A 25,507-nucleotide genomic window follows, 5' to 3' on the forward strand; every position below is an offset into this window, starting at 1 on the left:
CTCCCATGCCTGCCCGGCTGTATGTAATTGTTTCAAGTAGAAATGAAACAGAAACATGACTATGCTAGAGTCGTTTCAAGCTAGGGAGCGATGTTTTTTTTAGCTGATTTTCAGCTCTTGACTCCCCCGGCTTTGTAAGGAATCAACCCCGAAAAACGGTCGTCCGGCCTGAGTGTGTCCCACCTCGGCCGGCGCCACAGACTCGCCGTGCCAGCGGCCTATACAAGGATAAGCGATGGATTCGCAGACAACACCCAACACCCCGCGGCGCAGCCGCCGCTCGAAAATCGTCGGCAGTGTCATCGCGCTGGCCGTCATGGCCGCGCTGGGCGGTGGTGCCTGGTACCTGACCCACTCCGGCACTAGCGCCCAGGGCGGCCCCGGCATGGGTGGACCCGGCGGGCCAGGTGGTCCTGGTGGCCCCGGCGGGCGCCGTGGCGCGCCCTCGACCACCGTGGGCGTGGCCACGGCCGTGAAATCGGACCTGCCCGTGGTGCTCGACGCGCTGGGTACCGTGACGGCGGCGTCCACCGTGACCGTGCGCCCACAAGTGTCGGGCATTTTGAAGGAATTGAAATTCAAGGAAGGCGGCATGGTCAAGGCGGGCCAGGTGGTGGCGCAGATCGATCCTGCCCAGTTCGAGATGGCGCTGATGCAGGCCACGGGCCAGCGCCAGCGCGATGAAGCGCAGCTGGAAAACGCGCGCCTGACACTGAAGCGCTATCAAACCCTGCTGGGCCAGGACTCGATCGCGCGCCAGGACGTCGATACGCAGGCCGCCCTGGTCAAGCAGCTGGAAGGCACGGTGATGACGGACCGCGCCGCAGAAGGCACGGCCAGACTGAACCTCGGTTATACAAAAGTGGTGTCGCCGATCAGCGGCCGCGCGGGTCTGAAGGTGGTCGATATCGGCAACCTGGTGAGCACCAGCGACGCGGGCGGCGTGGTGGTGGTGACGCAGCTGTCGCCCATCGACGTGCAGTTTTCCGTACCACAGGATAAAGTGCAGACCATCCAGGAGCGCCTGAATGCCGGCACGGCCCTGGCGGCGCTGGCGCTGGACCGCACGCGCACGCATACCCTGGACAAGGGCAGCCTGAGCGCGCTCGATAACCAGGTCGATGTGCAGACGGGCACCGTGCGCGCCAAGGCCCGCTACGCGAATGACAAGATGGCCCTGTTCCCCAGCCAGTTCGTCAACGTGCGCCTGGAGTTGGGCAATATCACGGGCGCCGTGCTGGTACCCGTCACGGCCCTGCGTCACAGCAATAATGGCGACTTCGTGTATGTGCTGAAAGCGGATAAAACCGTCACCGTGCGCATGGTCACGCGCGGTCAGGCCACCACCGATATGGTGGAAATCCGCGCCGGCCTGGAAGCGGGAGAGCAAGTCATCACGGAAGGCGCCGACCGCCTGAAGGAAGGCGCGAAAGTCACCCTGGCTGGCGACAAGCCGGCCGGCGCGCGCGGTGCCGGCGCGGGCGGTGCCACTGGCGCGAACGGCGAACGCCGCCACCGCCGCCAGCAGGCTGACGGCGCGGCCAGTGCATCGGCAGCGGCAGCGGCTTCCGCATCCGCGCCGGCAAGTGCGCCAGCCGCAGTGCCAGCCACCGCGCCGGCGAAGGGCGCAGCGCAATGAGTCCATCGACTCCCTTCATCAAGCGCCCCGTCGCTACGGCGCTGCTGATGCTGGCCATCGTGCTGGCGGGGCTGGTTGGCTTCAAGTTTCTGCCGCTGGCCGCCTTGCCGCAGGTGGACTTCCCCACCATCCAGGTGCAGACGCTGTATCCGGGTGCCAGTCCCGAAGTCATGGGGCAGACGGTGACGGCGCCGCTGGAGCGCCAGTTCGGGCAAATGTCGGGCTTGCAGCGCATGAGTTCTACCAGCGCGGCCGGCGTCTCCCTCATCACCCTGCAGTTCACCCTGGGCCAGACCCTGGACGTGGCCGAGCAGGAAGTGCAGGCGGCCATCAATGCGGGCGGCTCGCTGCTGCCCACCGACTTGCCGGCACCGCCCGTGTACGCCAAGATCAACCCGGCCGACGCGCCCGTGCTGACACTGGCGATTACCTCCGACACGATGCCGCTGACGCAGGTGCAAAACATCGTCAACACGCGTTTGGCGCTGAAGATCAGCCAGGTCAATGGCGTGGGCCTGGTGTCGCTGTCGGGCGGACAGCGTCCCGCCGTGCGCATCCAGGGTGACACCAAATTACTGGCCTCGTACGGCCTGGGTCTCGACAGCCTGCGCACGGCCATCGCGGCGGCCAACGTCAACAGTGCCAAGGGCAGTTTCGATGGCCCCACGCGCTCGTTTACCATCAACGCCAACGATCAGCTGGTGACGGCGGAAGACTACAAGCGCCTGATCATCACCTATAAAAATGGCGCGCCCGTGCGCCTGCTCGATGTGGCCAATGTCGTCGACAGCGCAGAAAACACGCGCCTGGGCGCCTGGTCGGGCAAGCAGCCGGCCATCATCCTGAACGTGCAGCGCCAGCCCGGCGCCAACGTCATCAAGACGGTCGACGCCATCAAGGCACTGCTGCCCGACCTGCAGGCCAGCCTGCCGGCGGCCATGAAGCTCGACGTGCTCAGCGACCGCACGACGGGCATTCGCGCTTCCGTCGAGCACGTGGAAATGGAACTGTTATTGTCCGTGCTGCTGGTGGTGCTGGTGATCTTCGCCTTCCTGCACAGCATGCGCGCCACCGTGATCGCCAGCCTGTCCGTGCCGATCTCGCTGATCGGCGCCTGCGGCGTCATGTACTTGCTCGGCTACAGCCTGAACAACCTGTCCCTGATGGCGCTGACGATTGCCACCGGCTTTGTCGTCGATGACGCCATCGTCATGATCGAAAACATCGCGCGCTACATTGAAGAGGGTGAAACGCCGATGGCCGCCGCCCTTAAGGGCGCGTCGCAGATCGGCTTTACCATTATCTCGCTGACGGTTTCCCTGATCGCCGTGCTCATTCCACTGTTGTTCATGGGCGACGTGGTGGGCCGATTGTTCCGCGAATTTGCCATGACCCTGGCCATCACGATCCTGATTTCCGCCGTCGTCTCGCTGACCCTGGTGCCGATGATGTCGGCGCGCTGGTTGAAAAGCCACGCCGATGAAAAAGTCAGCGCCACGGGCCAGCGCATCCAGGCTTTCCTCGACAAGGTCATCCATCAGTACGACCATGCGCTGGTGTGGGTGCTGAAACGCCAGGGCCTGACCCTGCTGGTGGCCCTGGCCACCTTGCTGCTGACGGTGATTTTGTACATCACGATTCCGAAAGGCCTGTTCCCCACGCAGGACACAGGGCAGCTGCAGGCGCGCATCGAAACCTCGCAAGCCGTGTCGTACGAACGCATGGCCACCTTGCAGCAGGCCGCCGCCAGCGCGCTGCTGGAGGACCCCGATGTCGATACCCTGAGTTCCCTGGTGGGCGTCGATGCCGCCAACAATACGATGCTGCACACGGGGAGCATGCTGATCAACCTGAAGCGCTCGCGCAGCGGCAAGCAGGACGACATCATGGAGCGCCTGCGCAACCGCGTCGCCAAGGTGGCCGGCGTGACCCTGTATCTGCAGCCGACGCAAGATTTGACCATCGATGCGGAATCGGGGCCGACGCAATACCGCGTCTCGCTCGAAGGGGCCGACACGGCCACCGTCACCGAATGGGCCGGCAAGCTGGCGGCCCGCATGCGTGAAAAATCGCAGTTGCGCAATGTGGTCACAGACGCGGGTGCCACGGGCGCCGCCGTCGTGGTGGCCATCGACCGCGACAGCGCCGCGCGCATGTCCGTCACCACGGCTACCGTCGACGACGCGCTGTACAACGCCTTCGGCCAGCGCATCATCTCGACGATTTTCACGGAAACCAACCAGTACCGTGTGATTCTCGAAGCGCAGCCCGGCATTATCACCACGCCGGCCGACCTGTCGGAACTGCAGGTACGCACGGGTTCCGGCAAGTCGACGCCGCTGTCTGCCTTTGCCAGCGTCAGCGAAAAACAGGCGCCGCTGCAGATCACGCACGTGGCGCAATACCCGGCCACGACACTGGGCTTCGATACCACGCAAGGCGTGGCGCTGGGCAGCGCCGTCGACGCCATCCGTCAGGCGGCAAAGGATATCGCCTTGCCGCCATCGGTCACCCTGACCTTCCTGGGCGCAGCCGGTGCGTATGAAAACTCGCTGTCGAACCAGCTGTGGCTGATCCTGGCCGCCGTCGTTTGCGTCTACATCGTGCTGGGCGTGTTGTATGAAAGCTATATCCACCCGCTGACGATTTTGTCGACCTTGCCGTCGGCCGGCGTGGGCGCTTTGCTGGCGCTGATGATTTCCGGGCAGGACCTGGGCGTGATCGGCATCATCGGCATCATCCTCCTGATCGGCATCGTCAAGAAGAACGCCATCATGATGATCGACTTCGCCATCGAGGCCGAACGCGACGAGGGCAAGAGTGCGCAGGAAGCCATCCACCAGGCGGCGCTGCTGCGTTTCCGCCCGATCCTGATGACCACGTTGGCGGCCCTGTTCGCGGCCGTGCCGCTGATGCTGGGCTGGGGCGAGGGCGCCGAGTTGCGCCGTCCGCTGGGCCTGGCCATCTTTGGCGGCCTGATTGTCAGCCAGGTGCTGACACTGTTTACCACGCCCGTCATCTACCTGGGCTTCGACCGCCTGGGTCAGCGCTTTACGGGCAAGCCGAAGACAGCTGGAGTGAACCTGGACAAGCCAGCCGATAATGCGGGGAGTGCCGCGTGAATCTGTCCGAACCGTTCGTCAAGCGGCCCATCGCCACCGTGCTGCTGACTATCGGCATCGCGCTGGCGGGCATCGGCGCGTTCTTCGTGCTGCCTGTCTCGCCGCTGCCGCAGGTCGATTATCCGACCATTTCCGTCAGCGCCAGCCTGCCCGGCGCCAGCCCCGCGACCATGGCCACGTCGGTGGCCACGCCGCTGGAACGGCGCCTCGGCGTGATCTCGGGCGTGAACGAGATGACCTCGTCGTCGGGCACGGGCTCGGCGCGCATCAATTTGCAGTTTGACCTGAACCGCAAGATCGATTCGGCCGCGCGCGAAGTGCAGGCGGCCATTGCCGCTGCGCGCGTGGACTTGCCGGCCACCCTGCGCAGCAACCCCACTTACCGCAAGGCCAATCCGTCCGACGCGCCCGTGATCATCCTGGCGCTGACATCAAAAACGCGCACGCCGGGCCAGATATATGACGCCGTGTCAAACCTGGTGCAGCAGAAGGTGGCGCAAGTCAAAGGCGTGGGCGACGTGGAGCTGGGCGGCGGCTCGCTGCCGGCCGTGCGCGTGGAATTGCTGCCGTACCAGCTCAATCACTATGCCGTGTCGATGGAAGACGTGCGCGCGGCCATCCAGGCCACCAATGCCAACCGGCCCAAGGGAGCGATTTCCGGCGACGAGCGCAGCCTGCAGATTTATTCGGGCGCCAGTACGGCCTCGGGCGGGCGCAGCGCAGCCGACTACCGCAGCCTGGTGGTGGCCTGGCGCGATGGTGCCGCCATCCGCCTCGACGACGTGGCCGAAGTGGTCGACGGCGTGGAAAACACGAATACCCTGGGCCTGTTCAACGGCGACCCGGCCGTCATCGTGCTGATCACGCGCCAGCCAGGCGCCAATGTCATCGCCACGGTGGACGGCGTGCGCGCGCTGCTGCCGCAACTGCAGGCGCAGCTGCCCGGCGACATCAAGCTGCAAGTGGCGTCCGACAGCACCAATTCCATCCGCTCGTCGCTGCACGAGATCGAGTTCACGCTGATCCTCTCCATCGTGCTGGTGGTGCTGGTCGTCAGCGCCTTCCTGCGCAGCGTGCGCGCCACCATCATCCCCGCCGTGGCCACCATCGTCTCCCTGCTGGGCACTTTCGGCGTGATGTACATGCTGGGTTTCAGCCTGAATAACCTGTCCCTGATGGCACTCACGGTGGCCACCGGCTTTGTCGTCGACGATGCCATCGTGGTGCTGGAAAATACGCAGCGCCACATCGAGGCGGGCATGGACCGCTTCAAGGCAGCCCTGCTGGGCGCGCGCGAAGTGGGTTTCACGGTGCTGTCGATCAGCCTGTCGCTGGTGGCCGTCTTCATCCCGCTGCTGTTCATGGGCGGCCAGGTGGGGCGTTTGTTCCGCGAGTTTGCCGTCACCCTGTCGGCCGCCGTGATGATTTCGCTGGTTATTTCGCTCACGACCACGCCGATGATGTGCGCCTGGCTGCTGAAAAGCGGCCAGCAGCACAAGGTGCCAGGTAGAGTGGCGCGCTGGTTCGAACGCGGTTTCGAGCGCATGCTGACAGTGTATGAGCACTGCCTGGACTGGGCCCTGTCCAGCGCCGCGCTGGTGATGACCATCCTGGTGTTCGTCGTCGGTCTGAACGTGTATCTGTTCGCGGCTGCGCCCAAGGGCTTCTTCCCGCAGCAGGATACGGGTCAGATCAATGGCGGCATGCGGGCCGACCAGAGCATCTCGTTCCAGGCCATGCAGGGTAAGCTGCGCCAGCTGGTCGACATCATCAAGGACGATCCGGCCGTCGCCACCGTCGTGGGGTTCACCGGTGGCGGACGGGCAGGGGGTGGCTTCATGTTCATCGATTTGAAACCAGCCTCGCAGCGCACGGACAAGGGCCAGGCCGTCATCGCGCGCCTGCGCCCGCAACTGGCCAAGGTGACGGGCATTTCGCTGTTCCTCAACCCTGTGCAGGATTTGCGCATGGGCGGGCGCTCCAGCAATTCCACCTACCAGTACACCCTGATCAGCGACAACCAGGCGGACCTGAAGAAATGGGCGGCGAAGCTGGCCGACCAGATGAAGCTGCAGCCAGCCCTGATCGACGTCGATACGGACCAGGCGGAAAACGGCGTCGAAACATTTGTGTCCATCGACAAGGACCGTGCCACGCAGCTGGGCGTGCAAGTCAAGGATATCGACAATGCGCTGTACAACAGCTTTGGCCAGCGCCAGGTGGCGACCATCTACGATGAGCTGAACCAGTACCACGTGATCATGGAAGTGGCGCCCCGCTATGCGCAAAGCCCGGAAGCGCTGCGTTCCGTGTATGTGCCGGCGTCGAATGCGGCCGCCGTCGCCACCACCAGCACGACGGCCACCAGCGCCGCCACGGCCAGCGCCAGCGTGCCTGCAGCGTCGAATACGACGGCGGCGCGCGACCCATCCAGCGGCTCGGCCCTGTCCACCACCTTGGCGCGCATGGTGCCGCTATCGTCGTTCAGCAGCTTTGCCGAAAGCGCGACGGCCACGTCCATCAACCACCAGGGTGGGGAACTGGCCACCACCGTGTCGTTCAACCTGGCCGACGGCTATCCGCTCAGCGACGGGCAGGCTGCCGTGGCCCAGGCGGAGTCGGAAATCGGCATGCCGGTGAATGTGCGCGGCAGCTTCCAGGGTTCGGCCAAGAGCGCGCAGGACAGCAACAAGGAGCAGCCGCTGCTGATCCTGGCGGCCATCGTGGTGATCTACATCGTGCTGGGCATCCTGTACGAAAGCCTGATCCATCCGATTACCGTGCTGTCGACTTTGCCGTCGGCAGGGGTGGGCGCCGTGCTGGCCTTGCTGCTGTTCCGCATGGAATTTTCCATCATCGCCCTGATCGGCGTGTTCCTGTTGATCGGTATTGTGAAGAAAAATGCTATATTGATCATCGACTTCGCGCTGGAGGCCGAGCGTTCGCGCGGGCTGACAGCGGTGGAGGCGGTGCGCGAGGCATGTTTGCTGCGTTTCCGCCCCATTCTGATGACCACTCTGGCGGCGGCGCTTGGCGCCTTGCCGCTGGCGATCGGTTTCGGCGAAGGGTCCGAGCTACGCCAGCCCTTGGGGGTCGCCATCATCGGCGGCCTGATTGCCAGCCAGTTACTCACATTGCTGACCACCCCGGTGGTCTACATCCTGCTCGACAAGCTGCGCACACGCAGTGCCGACGAGCAGCAATTGAGCCGCATTCCTGGGCCAGATAACCCGAGCACACAATCATGAAGCAAGTAAAACCTATCCCGTCCGCCGTACCCGCACGCCATTTGCTGGCACTGGCCGCTGCTGTCCTGCTGGCCGGCTGCGCCGTCAGTCCGACCTATGAAGTGCCCACGGCCGCCGCGCCGCAAGCGTTCAAGGAGGCGGCCGGCTGGCAAGCGGCCGTGCCGGCCGATACCCTGGAACGGGGTCCCTGGTGGACCCTGTTCGGCGACGCGCAATTGAACCAGCTGGCTGAAAGCGTTGAAGTATCGAATCAGAACGTGGCGGCAGCCATCGCCTCGTACGAGCAGGCGCGCGCGCTGGTGCGCGAACAGCGCGCTTCGCTGTTCCCTAGCGTGAACCTGACGGGCAGTGGCGCCCGTTCCGGTGGCGGGGGCGAGCAGCAGGCGAACAATAATTTCAAGGCCGCCATCGGCGCCTCGTGGGAACCGGATATCTGGGGCCGCCTGCGCGCCGGCGTGACGGGGGCGGATGCCAGCGCCAGCGCCAGTGCGGCTGACCTGGCCGCCGCGCGCCTGTCGGCGCAGGGCGAACTGGCGACGAATTACTTTTCGCTGCGCCAGAGCGATGCGCAGATCACGCTGCTGAACGCCACCATCGCCGGCTACAAGCGCGTGCTCGACATCACCAGCAACCGTTTTAACTCCGGCATCGCCGCCAAGTCCGACCTGCTGCAGGCGCAGACGCAGCTGGCCAATGCGCAGATCGACCTGTCCAGCCAGGTGCGCGCGCGCGCGCAGCTCGAACACGCGATCGCCATCCTGCTGGGTAAGGCGCCGTCCGACTTCAGCCTGGCCGTGGCGCCGTGGACCCTGACCGTGCCCGAGGTGCCACTGGGCGTGCCGTCGACCCTGCTGCAGCGCCGCCCCGACATCGCCGCCGCCGAGCGCAGGGTGGCCGTGGCCAACGAGCAGATCGGCATCGCCCGCTCGGCCTACTATCCGAGCCTGAACCTGACGGGTTCCTACGGTTCCGGCGCCAGCCGTGTGGGCGATCTGTTCAATGCATCGTCGAGCCTGTGGTCGCTGGGCGTGTCGGCCGCGCAAACCTTGTTCAACGCGGGCGCCACCACGGCCAGCGTGGATGCGGCCAAGGCGGGGCATGAGGCCGCCGTGGCGCGCTACCGCCAGACGGTACTGGCCGCCTTTGGCGCCGTGGAAGACCAGTTGTCGGCCACGCGCGCGCTGGCCGAGCAGCTGGCCTTGCGCCAGCAGGCGTCATCGGCTGCCGACCAGGTGGAGCAGCAGATGCTGAACCGCTACAACGCGGGCCAGGTCGGCTATACGGACGTGGTGACGGCGCAAGTGACGGCGCTGTCGGCGCGCCGTTCGCTGGTGCAGGCGCAGGCGGACCGCCAGACGACGGCCGTGGCCCTGATCCAGTCGCTGGGCGGCGGCTGGCAGGCGCAGTAGCCGGCGGACGGCGCCGGGTAGAGTCCCGGGCCAAATTCGCGTTTTCACGCGCGGCTTGGGTGCTAAAATGCAAGATTATCCATCCGCCAGCCTGGCGTACGTGCCGCGGCTGCATTCTTGCCGACGATGACACGCAGCAAACACAGCACCGCTCCAGCGCAGGAGGTGGCCGCCTTCGATTTCCCGGTGGTGGCCATCGGCGCGTCGGCTGGCGGTCTCGACCACCGAGTCCAAGTTGCTGGAAGCCGAGCTGCGCCTGATACAGGCGGGTGCAGCGGCGAACAGAGGGGCAGGTGAGAGCACGCCATGAATGAACCGTTCCACAGCGTACCCGCTGACAAGAACTTGCGCGATTCTGAGGAGCAGGCGCAGCTAGTGGCAGCATCTTTGTCGAGCGAAGAGATGAGGCGCCACCTGCATGAGTTGCAGGTGAGACAGATCGAGCTGGAAATGCAGAACGCCGGATTGGCGGAGCTGGAAAAACGCAACAATGAATTTAAAAGCAGCCGCGACCGTTATGCGCAGCTGTATGAACAGGCGCCTGTCAGCTACTTCTCACTGGCGCGCGATGGCGTTATCACGCGCGTCAACGTGGCCGCCAGCGGTTTGCTGCAACGCGACAAGGATCAATTGCTGGGGCGACGTTTCGAGCAATTCATCGCGCCGCAGGCGCTGGCCAGCTTCCGCCGCTTCCTCGATGCCATTTGTAGCAGTGGTACGCGGCAAGTGCTGGAAGCGCGGCTATTCGACGATGTGCTGGGCGGCGGCATCGTGCGCATCGAGGCCAATTTTGATGTGGACAGCGCCAGCGTGCGTATGCTGGTGACGGACCTGGGCGACGAGTCTGCGCGCGAGTCGGCCTTGGGGCGTGCCTTCGTGATTCTCGACACTATCCGCGAAGGCGTGCTGGTGACCGACAGCGATAACCGCATCATTTCCGTGAACCGGGCATTTACCGCCATCACTGGCTATCAGGCAGAAGAGGCCATCGGACGCGATCCCTCCTTCCTGGGCGGAGGTACACACGCGCCGCCATTCTATGCCACCATGTGGCGCAGCCTGCACCAGAATGGCAGCTGGTATGGTGAACTGGTGAATCGGCGCAAGAATGGCGAGCGCTTCGTCGAATCGTTGTCGATCACGCCCATGCGCAACCAGGATGGCGCCATCAGCCACTTTGTCGGCGTGTTTTCCGATATCACCGAGCGCAAGCTGGCCGAGGCGGACTTGCGTGAACTGCACCGCGAGCTGGACCAGAGGGTCATCGACCGCACGGCCGAATTGCTGCGCGCCAACCAGCATCTGCAGATGGAAGTGCAGCAGCGCGAGCGGGCACAGGAAGCCTTGCGCGATGCCGAGCGCTTCTTTCACGCCACCATCGATTCGCTGACGGATCGGGTACTGGTGCTGGACCAGGCCGGCACGCTCGTGCATGCCAACCAGGCATGCCTGGCCTTCGTCGGGCACACGCCACGGCCGCTGCAGTATCTGGAATTCTGCGAGACGGACCCGCGCTGGAAGCGCAGCGCCGGACGCGAGCTGGCCGCCGGCATCCGCTCCGTCATTGCCGGCACTGCCGACACGTTCGCGCTCGAGTATGAATTTGCCACGCGCTCAGGCCCGCGCTGGTCACAGGCCAGGGTCAGCCGTTTCCTGGGCGAAGGGCCGCTGCGCGTGGTGGTGGCGCACACGGACATTACCGAACGTAAGCTGATGGATGGCGCACTGCGCCAGTCGCACGCGCAGCTGCGCCAGCTGGCGCTGCACATGGAAACGGCCAAGGAAGACGAGCGCAAGCGCATCTCGCGCGATATCCACGATGAACTGGGGCAAAACCTGCTGGCGCTGCGCATCGATATTTCCATGCTTAGCGCGCGCACCGAGAGTTCCCATCCGCGCCTGCATCGCAAGGTCGGCGCTGTGCTCAGCAATGTCGACACCACCATCAAGAGCGTGCGCGGCATCATGAACGAGCTGCGCCCGATGGCGCTGGACCTGGGCTTGCAAGCCGCCATCGAATGGCAGGTGGGCGACTTCCGCAAGCGCAGCGGCGTCGCTTGCCGCCTGCTGATACGCGACGAGGCCCTGTTTTCCGCCATCGGCAGCCAGGTCGAGATCGTACTGTTCCGCATCGTGCAGGAAGCGCTCAGCAACGTCATGCGCCATGCCCAGGCCAGCCAGGTCGAGATCGAGCTCAGTTCGGATGCCTGCGCCGTGTATGCGGCCATCAGCGACAACGGCATCGGCATCACGCCGCAGCAGCAGCGCAAAAAGCAGTGCTTTGGCCTGATCGGCATTGCCGAGCGGGTGACGACGCTGGGCGGCCACTTCGAGGTGGGCGTGCCGGCGTCGGGCGCCGGTTGCCGCCTGTTCCTGCAGATTCCCTTGCCGGGGGCGGGGCGGCCTGGCGCCTGATGCAGCAATGGCAATGGGTTAATTTTTTGCCGACTCAGGCTCCCTGGACAGGCTATACTTTCGCCTGCTATTTATGGAGGGGCATATCTTGTTCAAAACAATCGTTTTACCAGTCGCCTTACTGGGCGCGTTCGCCGGCGCACACGCCGACGAAGGGCAGTGGCAACCACACCAGCTGCCACAGCTGAAAGCCGAACTCAAACGGGTCGGCATCGACATTCCTGCAGAAAAACTGGCCGACCTGAGCAAGCACCCGATGAGCGCCATCGTGTCGCTGGGCGGCTGCTCGGCCGCTTTCGTTTCCGACGCTGGCCTGGTGGTGACGAACCACCATTGCGCGTATGGCGCCGTGCAGCGCAATTCCACGCCGGAACACAATTACATCACCGACGGCTTCCTGGCCAAGACGCGCGCTAGCGAGCTGCCGGGCGGTCCGAACAGCCTGGTGTATGTGACGGACAAGGTGGAGAACGTCAGCGAGCGCGTGCTGAAAGGTTTGACGGCCGACATGAGCGGCCGCGCGCGCCACGAAGCGGTGGAAAAGCGCATCAAGGACCTGATCGCCGAATGCGAAACGGACAAGATGTACCGCTGCTCCGTGCCCGCCTTCCACCGCGGCCTCGAGTACTACCGCATCCGCCAGATGATGATACGCGACGTGCGCCTGGTGTACGCGCCATCGGACAAGATCGGCAACTTTGGCGGCGACATCGACAACTACGAATGGCCGCGCCACACGGGCGATTACTCGTTCCTGCGCGCCTACGTGGGCAAGGATGGCCGTCCGGCCGACCCGTCGCCCGACAACGTGCCGTACAAATCGAAGGACTTCCTGGTGGTCTCGGCCGAAGGCTTGAAAGCCGGCGACGGCATCTTGCTGGCGGGCTATCCCGGCCGCACCAGCCGCTACAAGCTGCCGGCGGAAATCCGCTTCGCGCGCGATACGGCCTTCCCCCTGAAAGTATCCGAACTGCAAGCGGACTTGGCCGTGATGGCCGATGCCACGAATGGCGACGCGGCCGCTGCCGTACGCTATGCCAGCGTGGTGAAAAGCATCAACAACGTGCTGAAGAAAACCCAGGGCTTGCTCGACGGTTTTGCCCGCAAGGACATCGCCGCCATCAAGGACGTGCAAGATGCCGAGTTCCGCGCCTGGTACGCGAAGCAGCCGAACGTCCCGGCCACCCTGCTGGCCGAACTGGACGCGGCGATCGCCAGCGACATGGCCTTGAGCGAAGAAGAGTTCGCCTGGTCGGTGGCCACCAACAGCGACTTGCTGAAAAGCGCGCGCACCATCTACCGTTTGTCGCTGGAGCGCCAGAAAGCGGACGCCGAGCGCGAATCGGGCTTCCAGCAGCGCGACCTGGCCTTCATCAAGGCCCGTCTGGCCCGTCTGGAGCAGTCGTATGTCAACAAGGTCGACCAGGCGCGTTTTGAAGCTGGCCTGAAGCGTTATGCGCAGCTGGCGGCGAAGAGCCATCCACAAGGCCTGGACGCGCTGCTGCCGGCGCCAGGCGCCGTAGCGGCCCTGTACCAGCAGACGCAACTGGCTGACACGGCCAAGCGTCTGGCCTGGCTGGAAAAGGACCAGGCTGCTGTTGCTCAGTCCGACGACGCCTTCATGCAGCTGGCTATCAAGCTGCACGTGGTCGAGGCAGCGCTGGAAGAGCGCCGCAAGGAAATCGACGGCAACCTGGAACGCGTGATTCCGCAATACATGCAAGCCGTGATCGCCTGGAAAAAATCGCAAGGCAAGCCGGTGTATCCTGACGCCAACTCGACCCTGCGCGTTACCTACGGCACCGTCTCGCCGTACTCGCCGCGCGATGGGCTGACCAAGGGCCCGTTCACGACGGTGGAAGGCATCGTCGAGAAAGTCACGGGCAAGGCCCCGTTCGAAGCGCCGCAAGGCTTGATTGACGCCGTCAAGGAAAAACGCTACGGCCAGTTCCGCGACCCGGTGCTGGGCACGGTGCCCGTCAACTTCCTCACCAGCGCGGACACCACGGGCGGCAATTCCGGCTCGGCCGTGATGAACAAGCGTGGCGAATTGATCGGCCTGAACTTCGATTCGACATATGAATCGATCACCAAGGACTGGTATTTCGACACGGCCATCACGCGCGCCATCCACCTCGACATCCGCTACATGCTGTGGGTGATGAAGGAAGTGGACCATGCGGATAACTTGCTGCAGGAAATGACCATCAAGTATCCGAAGGCGGTGAAGGCTGCCAAGAAGTAAGCGTTAATTTGCGCTAGCGCAAAGCCGCATCCGCCGCAGGGCTGATGCGGCTTTTTTACGTATGGGCAACTAGTTTGCGTTCCATCAATATGCCAGCGTTCACCATGGTTAGCATGGGCTAGTGGAACTATCCGAAGGAGGCGATATGGATGATGGCGAGCTGGCAGCCGATCTGGCGCGCCTTTTCGAAGCGAGCTGGCGCATCCAGAATAGCCGCTTGCTGCGCATGGATTTTCCGCGCGACGATGGTCCGCCCAATACCGCGCTGCTGGTCAACAGTTTGCGGGCACACGAGGAAATGTCACGCGACTTCCGCTTTGACGTCGAACTGCTGTCCGACAATCTCCACGTTCCCCTGACAGCGATGATGGGACGCATGGTCACGATTTCGATGGTGCGCGATGACGGCAGTTTGCGCTATTTTAATGGTTATGTCGGCCAATTTCGCTTGTTGCGCAGCGATGGCGGTTTCGCGTTCTACCAGATGGTGCTGCAACCCTGGCTGGCGTTTTCCAGGCTGCGCATGGACAACGTCTCGTTCCACGAACGCACGGTCATCGACATCAGCGAAACGACCTTCGATCATTATGTGCAGCGCGACTGGCAAAACCGGCTGCATGAGGAACAGGCGATATTAAGCTGCGCCAACCAGCATAATGAAACCGATTACAACCATCTGCACCGGCGCTGGGAAGACCAGGGACTCCATTACTGGTATGAGCATCGCGCCGACGGTCATACCCTCTGTTTGGGCGACAATACCTGGCTGAGCGACAGCATCGACCCAGGCAACCGCGATGCCAGCGACGCCGACGAGATGGTGTTTCGCAGCGACGCGGGCTCGCTGGAGTGCGACGGCATACGCGATTGGCAGGCAATACGGAAGATCGCTTCCGGCTCGCTCACGCTGGCCAGCTTCAACTACAAGCATCCGTTTGCCAGTCGCGCCAGTGGCTATGCGCTGCACCAGCAGGGCGACGTGTTTGCCCATGAACTGTATCAAAACACCGGCTATGGCTATGCCGACATGGGTGACGGCGAAGCGCTGGCGCAACGCCGCCTGGAGGAGCATAACTGTCAGGCGCAAACCTTCGAAGCGGGCGGCAATCACCGCTGCGCCCAGGCCGGGCGCAGTTTCACGCTGGGCGGACACTTCAGTGGCAAGCAAGCCATGCCGGCCCGAGGTGAAGCGGCGCGCGCTGACATCGGCTCGCGCGAATACCTGATCCTGTCGGTCGATCATATCGCCAGCAACAATTACCAGGCAGGGACGGGCGCGAAGTCGCATTATGAAAACCGTTTTAGCTGCATCCGCAAGAGCATCCGCTGGTATCCAGGGCGGCAGTTCAACAGCACGCCTTGTGCCTTGCCCGGCGTGCAGACGGCAATTGTCACCGGGCCGGCAGGCGAAACCATCCATACCGACGCGCTGGGCCGGGTGAAGGTGCAATTCCACTGGGACCGGCTGGGCAAGTTCGACGCGGGCAGTTCGCCATGGATCAGGGTCATGACGCCATGGGCGGGCCAGGCCTTCGGCCAGATCACGTTGCCGCGCATCGGCCAGGAAGTGCTGATCCAGTTCCTCGACGGCAATATCGACCGTCCCGTCATTGTCGGCGCGGTGTACAACGGCAACCATGCGCCGCCGTGGAATTTGCCGGGGCAACGCATGCTGGGCGGCTGGCGCAGCGCCGAGCTGATGCCTGGCGGCGGCTACGGCGTGCGCGGCAACCAGTTGGTGCTCGACGATACGCACCAGCACATCCAGGCGCAGCTGAAAAGCGATCATCAGCACAGCCAATTGTCGCTCGGCTGTATCAGCCGCATCGAAGACGCCAGCGGGCGCAAGGATGCGCGTGGAGAGGGCTGGGAACTGGCATCAGACGCCTGGGGCGTGGCGCGCGCCGGCCGCGGCATGTTGCTGACCACCGAAGCGCGCCCTGGCGCCGCCTCGCATATCAAGAGCATGGATGAAACCTTGCGTCGGTTGGCCGAGGCTGCTGAGCGGCACAAGGCGCTTGCCGCCCTGGCGCAGCATTATGGCGCGCAAGAAAGCGCCGCCCAGCAGGGCGCCGCCGCCGATGTGCTGAAAGCCCAGCATGCCGGGATCAAGGGTGGTGCCGGCAATGGCGAAAACGCCTTTCCCGAATTATCGAAGCCGCATCTGGTGCTGGCCAGTCCGGCCGGTATCGAAACGACGAGCGCGCAATCGACGCACATCGCCAGCGCCGAGCACACCGCGCTGACAACCGGGTGCGACCTGTCGCTGGCGGCCGGCGGCGGCCTGTTCGCCAGCATCGGCGCAGCGCTGCGCCTGTTCGTCCACAAGGCTGGCATGAAACTGATCGCCGCAGCTGGCCCGGTGCAGATCGCGGCGCAAACCGATGCGGTCGAAATCGTCGCCAACAAGGTGCTGGAGCTGATCAGTCAGGCCGACTGGGTGAATATTCGCGGCCGTAAAGGCGTGCGCCTGCATGGCGCTGATTGCATGCTTGAAATCAGCGACAAGGTTCAGTTTTTTACCGCGTCGCCGACGCTGTTCCATGGAAACCTGGAAACGCTGGCGCCCAAGAACCGGCCGCAACCGGAGCTGGAACCCCCCCATCGCGCCGGTAGCGGGGCAATTGCAGCATACGATACAGGCCCATGCGGATGGCGGCCAGTACGCCAATGTACCGTACACGCTGTACAACGGGGAAGCCGAAGTCGAGCAAGGTCTGACCGACGAATTCGGCCGCATCCTGATCGCGCATCAGGACGGCACGCCGCGCTACCGTGTCGTCCTTGGCAATGGCGAAGAGTTTTCATTGCAGGCGAGTGCGCGCTTCGACCCGAACGCGGCGCCGGACGGTGAACACAAGCTGTCGAACCGCGGTTTGCGCGCGTTCGACGACACCAGAGACGGCCGCGGGGTTCATTGATTCACGACACTGACAGGAGAGCGCCATGCCCGAATCGAGCGGCCGCATCGAAACCACCCACATCGACGAAGTCGGACGCACTGCGGCCAGTTCGCTCCAGTGGCTGCTGGAAAATCGTAACCTGAAAGGCAAGGCCAGCCACCCGATTACACATAACAACAAGCTGACGCTGTTCATTTGCGGACAGGAGGGGTTCGCCGACATCGCCGCCGAGATCGCCAGGGCTAAAGATTCCATCGATCTGTGCTGCTGGGGCTTCGACCCGGGCATGGAACTGGTGCGCGGCAACAGCGCCACCTGGCCGCGGGGCGAAACGTTTGGCGACTTGCTGATCGACGCCACCACGCGGCGTCACCTCAGGGTGCGCCTGCTGATCTGGCATGACCGGATCGGCTCGCCGATAGCGCGCACCATGCCGGGCTATTCGCACGGCACCTCGCCATGGAAAACCGGTGGACAGCGCGCCGACGACATCAGTGCAAAAGCCAGCCTGGCGATGTTGCAGGAGGCAGTCAGGAAAAAACTTGTTTTATGCAGTGCTTTCAGGGGCGATATCGTCCGGCCCGAGGATATCCCTATGCTGGCGCGTGAAGAATATTGCCACAGCTGGTATGCGGCCGCGTTCCATGGCTTGTTGGGGCGCCTGACGATTCACCTGCGGCACGGCGACAGCCATGCGATAGGCAAGAGTATCGCGACCGAAACAAGCCAGCCGCACGGCTTGACGATGGGGGAAATTGAAAAGCCTGGCATGAGCTACTTGGGCACGCATCACCAGAAGACGATCCTGATCGATTTCTCCCACGAAAAGGGATCCAAGGCCGTCGGCTATGTAATGGGCCTGAACTCGGTGACCGATTATTGGGACACGACCGCCCATCTGCTCGACGATACGCGCCGCGAACAGGGCGGTGTCAACGAGCGGCGCGAGTGTTTGCAGGGAATGGCCGCGGACGGCGGCTTTGCCACGCTGAAACCGTATCAGGATTATGCCTGCCGCATCGACGGTGGCAAGGCGCTCATCGCGCTCTATAACAATTTCGTGAAGGCATGGGACCGTGCTATCGACGACCTCACGCATCAGGCCGCCGGGGAATGCGTGAGTTGGTATTCGTCATGTAAAAACCCGCCGGCCCAGCTGTTGCGCGAGGCCGGGCCGGACGACTCCACCGTGCAGATCGTCCTGACGCAGCCCGAGGAGCAGGACAAGACCATCAAGGAAACCTATTTTCGCGCGGTGACCCAGGCCAGCCTGGCGGCCGGCTACCTGTATGTGGAAAACCAGTATTTCCAGTATGAAGAATGGGCCCGGCACTTGCTGGCCGAGCGCAAGAAGGTGGTCGCCGCTTGGAAGGCCGGCAGTGTCAAGGCAGGCAAGAGTCTTGAAGATATGCCGGTCATGCACGTATTCATCGTCATTCCGGTACCGGAGCGCGCGCAGATGGTGCCGCGCACCCACGATACGCTGGCGACACTGGGGCAGCACGCTGGCATGACGGGGCAAAACACCATGATCGACGACTATAACAAGCGATCCAAAACCCGGCGTGTCAGGGCAGGATTCGGCATTTCCACCGAGGCGGAAGTCAAGTTGCCCGACGTGGTGCAGCATTCCAACGGCATCAACAAACCCGGCGTGATGACGCTCGAAAGCGAATTCGGGCTGAAGGTATCGGTGGCCATGCTCAATGTCAGCGCGTTTGACAAGGACCGCTGGCGTTACCGTGAAATCTACATCCATTCCAAATTGATGCTGGTCGACGACGTGTTCATGACGCTGGGCAGCGCCAACCTGAACCAGCGCAGCATGGCCGTCGACAGCGAAATCAATATCGCCACTATCGACCGCCGCGTGGCCAGCGATTTGCGCAAGCGGGTGTGGCGTATGCATAGCGGCGGATTGGTCGATGGCGGGGGTGGGACGAAGGGGGAGATTGTGGATGCTTATCGGAAGTGGGTGGAGTTGATGGGCGCAAATCGCAGGAAAAAATTCGATAAATCTGAAAATGCAATTTTAAAGAAAATGACCGGTTTCTTGCTGCCTCTGGAAGACAAACGCAGCTCCACCATACGTTTGGGTTGATCATGAGTAAGAAAAATACCGTCTGTTTTCGCCTGCCATTTCTTGCGTTGGCAGTTCTTCTCTTTGTTCCTTTGATTGCCTGCAAAATGCCTAACGACAAAGTCTTGCCACGTAACCAAAGTTTGCCGCTCTTCAATCCGCATGTTCCTGATTTCATTTGCGAAATTGAGGCGAGCAAGGTGCCGCCCATCGATGCGCAAGCCGAGGATTGGTTCCTCGAAGCGCGCGCCATGGAAGATCCTGAAATTTTCGTGGAAGACCGCGATTACAAAAAAATAGTCGATCTGACGCATCAAGCGGCAGAGCGATTGCACTGGAAGGCGATGCTCAATCTGGCCAGCCTGTATGTGGAAGGACGCGATCCCTTGCATGGTGAGGAAGAGGCGGTTCAACTGGTGGAAAAGGCGATGCGGCTGGGCATACCGGCGGCGTATGACCGGATGGGAACGTATTATGCGAACAGCACGGGCGTCAACGGCGACATCACTCGCGCTTATGCCTTCTGGCAAAAGGCGGCGCAAATGGGCAACCCCCAAGCGCTGGGTTTTTTAGGAGAAAAACTAACCGCAGGAAAAGATTATCCTGGCGCCGAAATGTGGGGTAATATTCCTGTGGCAATCAAGATGATGGAATGCGCGCTGGGGCAGGGATATGGCCCGTCCGCATATGATTTATCTTATTTATATGTTGTATTAAGAACGCCTGACGGCACGTCTGATGGGGAAAGAACAACTGAAACCAAAGAACGTGCTTTGCAAGTATTACATACCGGAGTAAGGCTGGGCTGCGAGAAATGCGCAAACAAACTCACGATTGAATTCGGCGATCCGTTTGATCTTGCAAATATGCTGGTTCCGTATATTGATAAGGCGCGAGCGGAACGTTACGGCGTGCTTAGTCGTGCCCTCGGTTTCAACCCCAATCGCCGCTTTCCCAACCTCGATAAAATCCTGCCATTGCCACCGGCCGATCTGCCGCCGTGGGATGGTCAACGGAAAAGCTTGCTTGACGCCGCCATGGGTGTGCGCCCGCCGCCAGCCACCCCGCAGCCAAGCGCCGCCTCACTGTTACAAGAACCATATTTCCTGGCCGCCGACTATGCGCTGCGTCCCACCGGCTTGCACAGCGACGCGCCGGCCGCGCCATTTTCCGCATACTGGCAACCCCCTGGTGGGCAGGGCTTGACGGAGCCGGCCCGGCTATTTCGCAAAGGCGAAGAGTTCCGCCATTTCAGCGTGCTCGATGCCGATGGCAAGAGCCGTTACGGCCCGGTGACGTGGGAACAGTGCCTGACGATACGGCATAACCATGGGGCAGTGGAGCCGCGCGCGGCGCACGGCTTGCTGCGCGAGGTGGCGCGGCCCGAGCCATTGTTGAGCTGCGCTTGCGGGCAAGCCTGTCCGGTCAGCGGCGTCTGGCAACCGTGGGTAGCAGCCGACCATCCGCTGCAGGCCATCGTCAACCAGTACTGGCGCCAGGCCTGGCTGACCCAGGGCGCGCCGTTCCCGCAACCGCGCCGCGACTGGCTGCTCGATTTGCCTGACGAAGAGGTGACGTGGCATTTAATGGATGCGTCCATTCCTGATCTTGGATAACGCTTAACGTTCACGATATTTCTCATAACGAATATGGATAGGATTCAAGATAGCGGTGCTGGCATCAGCGCCTCCACCGGCAACTGAAAAAAGCGCGGCACCATCGCTGGCGACAGCTCGTCGCCGCTGTCCGCCATGGCCAGGCGACCGCTCAGCAGCAGCATCACGTAGCCGTGCCCCAGCGACCAGCCGGCGCTGGCGGCGGCCTTGTCCCAGCGCGGGTCCAGGCCCGCTTCGCGCACGGCTGCGCCGGCCGTCTGCAGCACATACTGGAAGCACGCTTGCGCCGCTTCCTGCAGGGCGGGGAACTGGCGCACGTCCTGGTGTTCGAACATCAGCCGGTAGTGGGCGGGCGCGGCCAGGGCGAATTCGATGTATTGCTGGCCCAGCAGCTGAAAACGCTGTTCCGCGGACAGGCTGCCCGGCGGCGGCAGTTCAGACTCCCATTTGGCGATCAGACTGGCGAAGCCGGCCGCCGCCACGTCGGCCAGCAAGGCTTCCTTGCTGGGGAAGTGGCGGTAGACGGCGGCGATCGATACGCCCACCATGCGCGCCAGTTCGCGCAGCGACAGGGCCGCGTCGTGCTGTTGCGCCAGTTGCGCGATGGCGGTGGCGACCAGGGTGTCGCGCAAGTTGCCATGATGATAGGTGCTCGTTGTCGTCATTCTATGTTATCGCTGTTCACATTGTCATGTATGATGGCCATGTTATCACTGAAAACATGGAGAGCACATGCAAGAGATGCACATCGCCGTCCGCGCCGTGGACTTGCCGCCTGGCGCCAGCATCGCCCCCTTGTATCCGGGCAGTAACCTGGCCGATGCGTATGCCGTCGACCTGCCGAATGCAGGTGCGCGCGAGCTGGACATGGAAAGCCTGGCGCGCCAGTTGCTGGGCAGCCAGCCGGGCTGGGCGCGCAAGCTGATGGTTGTGCGCGACGCCATCGTGGCGCGCTTCGGCATCCGGACGGCAAAGCAGATGGAAGCCAGGCCAGGCAAGCGCATCGGCATCTTTCGCATCTTTGCCGTCAGCGACGACGAAATCATCGTGGGCGAGGACGACAGCCACCTCGATTTCCGCATCTCGGTGCTGCGCCAGCGCGACGCGGGGCAGGAACAGTTCGGCAGCGTGACCGTGGCCAGCGTCGTGCATTGCCACAATTGGGTGGGACGCGCCTATATCCTGCTGATCCGGCCTTTCCATAAGCTGATCGTGCAGCGTTCGCTGGCGCGCGCCGTCAAGGGTGGCTTTGCCTGAGCGGGAAAGGGGCGTGACGGCGCGGGCAATCTTGCTTATTCATGGCCGCTATTGCATACTGCACCACCAGCCTCATCACGATTCCCATGAACGATACGCTTCTCCTGCTGGGTTTTGCCACCACGCCGCTTGAACTGATTTCCTTTGTCCTGGCACTGACAACCGTTGCGCTCAATATCCGCCAGAATCACTGGGCGTGGCTGTTCGCCATCATTTCCTCGGCCGCCTACGGTGTCGTGTTTTTCGAGTCGCGCCTGTATGGCGACATGGCCTTGCAATTGCTGTTCATCAGCGTCTCGTTCTGGGGCTGGTACCAGTGGCTGCATCCGGCCAGCGGCGGCAAGACGCTGCCCGTCACGCGTCTGAATGGACGCGGCTGGCTGGCCTGCGCCGCGGGCTGGCTGGTCGGCTTCCTGCTCATTGCCTGGCTGCTGACGACGACGGACACGGACGTGCCCCATGCGGACGGTTTCCTCACCGCAGGCAGCCTGGTGGGGCAATTCCTGCTGTCGCGCAAGAAGCTGGAAAACTGGATCGCCTGGATCGTCGTCGACGTGCTGTATGTGTGGCTGTATCTGCACAAGGGCCTGACCCTGACGGCCGTGCTGTATGGCTTCTTCGTGGTGATGGCCATCATCGGCTTGCTGGCGTGGAGAAAGTCGGCCCCGGCCGCGCCCGACGCCATGGTTCTCAAGTGATGGAGCCTTGCGTGCGCGTGGCGATCCTGGGCGCGGAATCGTCGGGCAAGTCGACCCTGGCGGCCGCCCTGGCCGAGCGCTACGACACCGTCTGGGTACCGGAATACTTGCGCGAGTTCGTCACAACCCAGGGCAGGGTGCCCGTCGCGGCCGACCAGTATGGCATTGCGTTGACACAAGTCGAACGCGAAGCGGCAGCCGCCCCGCAGGCGCGTGGCTTCCTGTTTTGCGACACGACGCCCTTGATGACGGTGGTCTACAGCCGCCATTATTTTGATGGCGCGGACGCGCCCCTGGCGGCGCTGGCCGATGCCACGCAGTACGATGTGACCTTGGTGACGGCGCCCGACAGCCCTTGGGTGGCCGACGGCTTGCAGCGCGAGTCGGAAGCCGTGCGCCAGCTGATCTACCGCTACCTGCTCGACGCACTCGACGCGCGTGGCATCGTCTATCACGTATTGCACGACAGCCTGGAGGCGCGCCTGGAACAGGCGGCGCCCCTGTTGCAACAGGCGCTCGCTGCAGCGCCTGCCATTTCCCTCAACTAAAAGTCGAACTGCGCCGAGAGCTTGAACGTGCGGCTGGCGCCCGGATACAGATAACCATCCGATTCCGGCGTCACGTCGCGCCAGTAGAACTTGTCAGCCACGTTGTTGACGGCGGCGCGCAGTACGGCTGTCTTGCCGGCGATGCGCGTGGTGTAGGCGGCGCCCAGGTTGAAGACGTGGTACGACGGCACGAAAGTGGTGTTGTTGTACTCAAACGCTTTCTTGCCCGCATATTCCCAGCTGCCATTGACGCTCAAGCCCGCCACCTGTTGCACTGCGTAATCTGCATGCACGGCCGCCTTGAAGGCGGGCACGTTGGGCACGCGCTTGCCGTCGAGCGACGCTTCGCCCGTGTTCGATTGCTGGCTGTTCAGGGCCGTCAGCGAGACGCCCAGGTTCAGGTCGCGGGTCGCCTTGCCTTGGGCGGATAATTCCAGGCCACGGTGCTGCGCCTGGCCTTCACGCACGAAGTAGCCGGCGGCGTTCTGGAATTCCAGGCCCTTGCGGATCTGGAACAGGCTGGCCGCTACCATGAAGTCCGGCGTCACATCCATCTTCACGCCCAATTCGATCTGCTTCGAGCGGCTCGGCGTCAGTTCTTCGTTGGCATTCATCGCCTTGCGGTCGGCCGTGCCGCCATGTTCCATGCCCTGCGAATAGGCCGCATACATGGAGACATTGTCGAGCGGGGTGTAGACGAGCGAGACGTTGGGCAGCAGGAAGTCATGCCTGGCGCGGATTTCCGTGTCGGCCTTCAAGACATACTGGTAGCCGTCGACATCGATATGGCGCAAGCCACCGTGCAACTTCCAGTTTTGAGCCAGGCTGACGATGTCCTGCACGAAGACGGAGTTTTCCGTATCCTTGCGCACCAGGCGCACGGGGCCCGTGACGCCGGGCGACGTGCCGACGATCTGCGGCTGATAGATGTTGCTCACGCCCACCCAGTCGTACACGTACAGGCCGGCGCGGTCCTTGCGGCGGAAGGTCGAGACGCCGGCCGTGAAGTCATGGCGCAGGGCGCCGGTGGCGAACTTGCCCTGGATCATGGCTTGCGCGCTCAGCGGTTTTTTCGTCTCACCCAGGCTGCGGTAGTCATACACATCGAAGTCGCCATTGCCGCAGAAGCCAGGGTACAGGTCTTGCCCGCTGCAGCCATACGGAAAGGCAGTGTAGTCGTCGCGCTTGAACGAGTGCTGGTTGGCCGACAAGGTGGCGTGCCAGTCGTCGCTGAATGCGTACTGGAAGCGCAAGCCGATATTGCTGGTGACGGTTTCCACGGGGCGCGTCCATGGCTGCAGGTTGAGCATGGCATCGGCGCTGATGCCGGTTGGCAAGGTTTTATTGTTCAGCAGCTGGAAGCCGGGCGCCGTCGCCTGCGCCTTGTCCTGGTAGTCGGCATCGATTTGCAGCAGCGCTTGCGGCGAGATTTGCCAGTCGAAGGCGCCGGAAATGAACTTGCGGTTGCCGTCGGCGCCCTTGATGTAGGAGCGCAGGCGCTCGGCTGCCACGTTGACGCGGTAGCCGAAGCGCGTGTCTTCCAGGCGGCCGCCCAGGTCGACGGCACCGTACAGGGTGCCCCGTTCGCGCGTTTCCACGGTGACCGTGCGCAATGGCGCGCTAGTGGGGCGCTTGACGATGAAGTCGATCACGCCGCCCGGCGCGGCCACGCCTGCCTGCAAGCCGGCCAGGCCCTTCAGCACTTCGATGCGTTCCTTGTTTTCCAGTGGAATTTGCGTGTCGCCAGGAATCGCCACGCCATCCTTGCGGTAGCTGGAATTGTTGTCGAGCTTGAAGCCGCGGATGGAAAATTGTTCCGCATAGCCGACGGCGTTGTAGGCGTCGTTGATGCTGGTATCGAGCTTGACGGCATCGCTGAGATTACGGATTTGCAAGTCCTGCATGTCTTTTTGTGCAATGACGGTGACGGACGCGGGTGTTTGCAGCAGGGGCGCGTCGGAAAAACCGCCCACGGAGGCGCGCTTGGCGGCCGGCGCCTTGCTGGCCGTGACGACGACTTCGGTCATACTTTGCGTATCGGCCGGCACTTCGGCGGTGTCATTTGCGGCCAGGGCTGGTGCGGCAAACGCGTGCAGGATCGCCAGGGTCAGAACAGAAACGGATAAATTCGGTGTGGACATAGATTGCTCGTGGTTCAAGCCGTCTCTTGAGAAAGAGCACGGCAGGCTGCTTGTTCGGCTGGCGCCAACGCAGGAGCTATCAAAGGAGGGAGGTACTTTGCGCTTTCCTTCGCTGGCATTATCCAGATCAGGTACGAAGGGTATCTCTCACCCGGATGACTGCTCCAGGACCCCTAGCGAAATGAC

At 62.9% G+C, this 25,507-nt stretch carries 14 protein-coding genes and 1 riboswitch; of the genes, 12 read left to right on the forward strand and 2 right to left on the reverse strand.

All coding sequences use genetic code 11. The features are described 5' to 3' along the window. Positions 1-235: 235 nt before the first annotated feature. From ACQ4WN_RS03365 to ACQ4WN_RS03405, 9 genes are all read left to right on the forward strand, one after another. On the forward strand, positions 236-1,639 hold the full coding sequence (locus tag ACQ4WN_RS03365) for an efflux RND transporter periplasmic adaptor subunit (RefSeq protein WP_436550257.1): 1,404 nt from the start codon (positions 236-238) through the stop codon (positions 1,637-1,639). Next, positions 1,636-4,761, forward strand: a complete 3,126-nt coding sequence (locus tag ACQ4WN_RS03370) for an efflux RND transporter permease subunit (protein ID WP_436550258.1) — start codon at positions 1,636-1,638, stop codon at positions 4,759-4,761. Before ACQ4WN_RS03365 ends, ACQ4WN_RS03370 begins: the two co-directional genes overlap by 4 nt. Continuing rightward, a complete protein-coding gene (locus ACQ4WN_RS03375; protein ID WP_436550259.1) occupies positions 4,758-8,009 on the forward strand; it encodes an efflux RND transporter permease subunit in 3,252 nt (1,083 codons plus the stop codon). The genes ACQ4WN_RS03370 and ACQ4WN_RS03375 overlap by 4 nt, the downstream gene beginning before the upstream one ends. Beyond that, positions 8,006-9,418 (forward strand): efflux transporter outer membrane subunit, encoded by a 1,413-nt coding sequence (locus tag ACQ4WN_RS03380; RefSeq protein WP_436550260.1) that lies wholly within the window; start codon positions 8,006-8,008, stop codon positions 9,416-9,418. The genes ACQ4WN_RS03375 and ACQ4WN_RS03380 overlap by 4 nt, the downstream gene beginning before the upstream one ends. 306 nt (positions 9,419-9,724) lie before the next feature. Then, entirely contained in the window at positions 9,725-11,833 is a 2,109-nt protein-coding gene (locus ACQ4WN_RS03385) for a sensor histidine kinase (RefSeq protein ID WP_436550261.1), read from the forward strand. An 88-nt stretch (positions 11,834-11,921) separates the two neighbouring features. After that, complete coding sequence (locus tag ACQ4WN_RS03390; RefSeq protein WP_436550262.1) at positions 11,922-14,078, forward strand: S46 family peptidase; 2,157 nt, start codon at positions 11,922-11,924, stop codon at positions 14,076-14,078. Between the two features lie 145 nt (positions 14,079-14,223). Then, on the forward strand, positions 14,224-16,932 hold the full coding sequence (locus tag ACQ4WN_RS03395; RefSeq protein ID WP_436550263.1) for a type VI secretion system Vgr family protein: 2,709 nt from the start codon (positions 14,224-14,226) through the stop codon (positions 16,930-16,932). Positions 16,933-17,024: 92 nt separating this feature from the next. Next, positions 17,025-19,082 (forward strand): phospholipase D-like domain-containing protein, encoded by a 2,058-nt coding sequence (locus ACQ4WN_RS03400; RefSeq protein ID WP_436550264.1) that lies wholly within the window; start codon positions 17,025-17,027, stop codon positions 19,080-19,082. Positions 19,083-19,084: 2 nt separating this feature from the next. Beyond that, a complete protein-coding gene (locus ACQ4WN_RS03405; RefSeq protein ID WP_436550265.1) occupies positions 19,085-20,677 on the forward strand; it encodes a tetratricopeptide repeat protein in 1,593 nt (530 codons plus the stop codon). Between the two features lie 44 nt (positions 20,678-20,721). On the opposite strand, the gene ACQ4WN_RS03410 is transcribed toward ACQ4WN_RS03405, so the two are convergent. Beyond that, complete coding sequence (locus tag ACQ4WN_RS03410) at positions 20,722-21,342, reverse strand: TetR/AcrR family transcriptional regulator (RefSeq protein WP_436550266.1); 621 nt, start codon at positions 21,340-21,342, stop codon at positions 20,722-20,724. Positions 21,343-21,409: 67 nt separating this feature from the next. Here ACQ4WN_RS03410 and ACQ4WN_RS03415 point away from each other — a divergent pair, with 67 nt between their 5' ends. The 3 genes from ACQ4WN_RS03415 (at position 21,410) to ACQ4WN_RS03425 (ending at position 23,180) form a co-directional block, all read left to right on the forward strand. After that, positions 21,410-21,934: a DUF2867 domain-containing protein gene (locus ACQ4WN_RS03415; protein ID WP_436550267.1), complete on the forward strand. Its 525-nt coding sequence runs from the start codon at positions 21,410-21,412 to the stop codon at positions 21,932-21,934. Between the two features lie 86 nt (positions 21,935-22,020). After that, complete coding sequence (gene pnuC, locus ACQ4WN_RS03420; protein WP_436550268.1) at positions 22,021-22,632, forward strand: nicotinamide riboside transporter PnuC; 612 nt, start codon at positions 22,021-22,023, stop codon at positions 22,630-22,632. Continuing rightward, entirely contained in the window at positions 22,632-23,180 is a 549-nt protein-coding gene (locus tag ACQ4WN_RS03425) for an AAA family ATPase (RefSeq protein WP_436550399.1), read from the forward strand. Before pnuC ends, ACQ4WN_RS03425 begins: the two co-directional genes overlap by 1 nt. Here the strand turns inward: ACQ4WN_RS03425 and ACQ4WN_RS03430 are convergent. After that, positions 23,177-25,321: a TonB-dependent siderophore receptor gene (locus ACQ4WN_RS03430; RefSeq protein ID WP_436550269.1), complete on the reverse strand. Its 2,145-nt coding sequence runs from the start codon at positions 25,319-25,321 to the stop codon at positions 23,177-23,179. The two genes, ACQ4WN_RS03425 and ACQ4WN_RS03430, sit on opposite strands and share 4 nt — an antisense overlap. Positions 25,322-25,408: 87 nt before the next feature. Beyond that, positions 25,409-25,506, reverse strand: a riboswitch (TPP riboswitch). Position 25,507 lies beyond the last annotated feature (1 nt).

This window comes from Janthinobacterium pasteuri (assembly GCF_051380775.1).
Taxonomy (GTDB): Bacteria; Pseudomonadota; Gammaproteobacteria; order Burkholderiales; family Burkholderiaceae_D; genus Janthinobacterium.